Genomic DNA, 3087 nt, shown 5'->3' on the forward strand with positions numbered 1-3087 from the left:
GGCTTGCTGGTTTTGCTCGTCGGCTTCGTCGCGTTCGCAAATGCATTTTTGAGTTCCTGGGTAGCGATCGATCGCAATGATTTGGGTGTTTCCGTGGGCCAAACCGGAAGCTGTATCCGCCCTACGATCCCGAGTTTCTGGCGAAACTATCGCGGCTATCCCGATTACGACAATGAACTGATCTCCGATTATTTCGGCATTTATGCTGCCTATGCGTCGAATGTTTATCAACCGATCCCGCGCGAGCGCTTCAAACTGCAGCCCGACTATTTCGGCTGGGCTCCGCAAGGTGGACCGATCGTAAGGCCAGGTGGCTTCGACGCCGAAGTGTACTATCGTCGCGCCGCTGACCGCCTGTCGGTGATGATGGTGTTCCGGGGCAAAGACAATTCCACAAGTCTCAACGATCTCATCAGCGAAAACACCTACTTTACCCAGATGATCAATCCCTGGGACCAATATCGCACCGCGCGCAAGGAGTTCGCCAAAGTTCGCAGGGAAGCCCAGCAGAACGCGGCCGGTCTTCCGGTTGAATACATAATGGTGGGACATGGGCTTGGGGGCGGGCTCGCGCGTCACATGGCAGCCGCGTTTCCATGTACCGCCGCTATCGTCTTCAATTCGACCTTCATATCTAACAACCGCCGTCTGGCGGAGCCGTATGATGGCCAGGTCGTTGATCTTTTTTCCGACAATAGCCTTCCGTCGAGATTGGCAATCCTGTCCAACCCGCGCGCATTCTTCCGGATTTCGCGCGTTCACCAATGGTATCGCGTGCGAAATGCAGGAGACTTCGCCGGGCCGCAAGGCATGCAAAGGGCCGCCGTTGCCATGGCCCGGATCCCGGTTATGTGCCTGCTTCGCGCTGATTGCGAATTGAACAAGACCACGAGCGGCGATGCGCAGGAGGCAAATCCACAAACCAACCGGACGGCTGCGGACATGTCGATGCTCTATTGCCTCGCGGGTCCGAACTCGGAAGGCTCCAAGAGCGATCTGTGCAAATAGAGCCTATTTCTTGCGGCGAATAACTGAAATCCAGGCAAAGCCGCGGTAGAGCCGCCGCGCTTCGCTTGTACATCTGGTTTGCGCAGCGATCTTGTCAGCTACATCGAACAGGTTGTTGCGCGGTGTGACGTGATACCATTCCAGCCATTTATACAGGGCAGTCCTGGTAAAGCCGGGCAGGTTCTTTAGGTCACCAAAATCCACGATATGCAAGGCGCCGCCAGGCGTCAGATGGCTCACAGCCTCGCGGATCACCTCTTGCCATTGCGGAATCATCGAAACCGCATAGGAGATGAATATCCGGTCGAATTCACGCCGTCCGAAAAGCGCCTCCGGGTCAAAATCCGCAGCATCGGCGTAAGCGAGGTGCGCGCGTTCATCCAATCCGGCTGCAGCTATTTTCTTGGTCGCGGTCGCGAGCATTTCATTCGAGATATCAATGCCGTAGAGCGAAGTGTTGGGATAGGCTTCGCCGGCCAGCACAAGATTCCGGCCGGTACCGCAACCAATTTCAAGAATGCTGCCGTTCCCAGGGGGATTGAGGCCTGCGATCATGGGGTCGCGTCCAAGAAGGTAATATTTGCGGGTGGCATCATAGAAATGACGCTGATGCCGGTAAACCCGATCCATCAGCGGACCATGTTCAATCTTGGCAAGCATCAAACTAATCCTTCAGCGTGTAGAGGTGGAAACCGCCGTAGATCGACGAGCGATCGCGGGCGTGAAGGGCAAGCGACTGTTCATCCCGATGAGACCAGCGTTCGAGCAGAGCATCGTCGATACGGCCCGGCAGGATGGTCGGCTCGGCGGCGGTCCGGAATATGACGCGAGCGCCTGGTGCGGCGGTGCGGGTAATTTCGTGCCAGAGTTCGTTGAGCTGGGTGTCGTTCATCCAATCCTGTGCATCGAGGAGGATGAAGCGGTCGACGGATGCGACGGCCTTTGCTGCGAGAAATTCTGTCAGGGACGCATTTACAACGCTCATCCGACCTGCGCGATCGCGCACGGTGGCAAAGTTGTTGCGAGAGAGATACGGAGGCAGCGGGCCCGTTTCAGCGTTGTCGCTATAACCACGGCCGAAGGCCTGCCAGGCGAAATAGTTTTCCGAAAGGGGGAAGCCACAAGCGAGCTTTTCAAGACGGCCGCGCAGGACCTGTGCCATATTGCCATTGCCGGCGGTAGCCAGCGCATCATATTGCTGCGGTGGAATACCAAGGCCGAAGAGTGACGATTTTCGCTTCGTCGCCCAGCGGATCATGCGCTTGTCAAAGAGCGGGGCCAGGGCGCTGTCGAAATAGGCGCGCTGTTCCTCCATGGTCGAGGATTTCAGAATATCGCGCGGATCGATGCCGTAAAGTTTTGCCACGCGGTGGCCCATTCCGATGAACAGACCGAGTAAGCCGTGGCGATAGAGATCGCGTGAGAAGATCGTGATACGCCGGCGCCCCGACAACATGCGTTTTTCCCAATAGGCGCGGCTCGTGGAATCCAGATGGTGGYGAATAAAGCGTTCATAGGCAGCAAGGTTGGCCTTGTCATCGGCCGTGCCGTAGAAGCGATAGAACGCATCGTAGTTGGGCAGGTTTGCCACCGCCGCGAGCTTCAGGCGGTTGAAAGCGACGTGGGCAGTATTCAAATCCACGGCCTCGACGCTGGCAGGGTCAGCAGTCAGGTAGGACATGGCATTGCAGCCGCCCGATGCGATTGTAACGATGCGATGCCCAGGGCGGATCTGCAGCGCCTCCATGTCGACTTCGGGATCTTCCCAGATTTGTGGATAGACCAGTCCCTTGAAGACATGAGCGAAAAGCCGCTCGGACATCCCCGCCCGCGATAGAAACCTGTTCTGGCGGACCGCCTTGTTCAGCTTCTCACTGCGGGGGAGAGGGGCATTTGTGGATTGTCGAGCAAACGGCATCTAATCGAATCCCCTTTGTTGGAAATTCCTGCTCGCCTAACATTTCGATGTAACAGACGGGTGACGGTGCCGGTGCAACGAATTATCAAATTGATTCAACTTATAGCGGCAACCCATTGGGGTTTGCTCGTTCGCGCAATGTGACACTGTTGCCGCATAAG

At 56.6% G+C, this 3087-nt stretch carries 3 protein-coding genes; 1 reads left to right on the top strand and 2 read right to left on the bottom strand.

Annotated elements, in window-relative coordinates:
• A partial coding sequence (locus tag ACXJ5O_RS22990) for a hypothetical protein (RefSeq protein ID WP_457301930.1) occupies positions 1–1008 on the top strand: 1008 nt, incomplete at its 5' end.
• A 3-nt stretch (positions 1009–1011) separates the two neighbouring features.
• On the opposite strand, the gene ACXJ5O_RS22995 is transcribed toward ACXJ5O_RS22990, so the two are convergent.
• Both ACXJ5O_RS22995 and ACXJ5O_RS23000 read right to left on the bottom strand, forming a co-directional pair.
• The gene (locus ACXJ5O_RS22995; protein ID WP_457301931.1) at positions 1012–1668 is read right to left on the bottom strand and encodes a class I SAM-dependent methyltransferase; all 657 of its coding nucleotides are present in this window, start codon (positions 1666–1668) and stop codon (positions 1012–1014) included.
• Positions 1669–1672: 4 nt separating this feature from the next.
• Positions 1673–2926 carry a DUF3419 family protein gene (locus ACXJ5O_RS23000; protein ID WP_457301932.1) on the bottom strand — a complete coding sequence of 418 codons (1254 nt, stop codon included), beginning with the start codon at positions 2924–2926 and terminating at the stop codon, positions 1673–1675.
• Positions 2927–3087: the final 161 nt, after the last annotated feature.

This window comes from Phyllobacterium sp. P5_D12, from assembly GCF_054049495.1.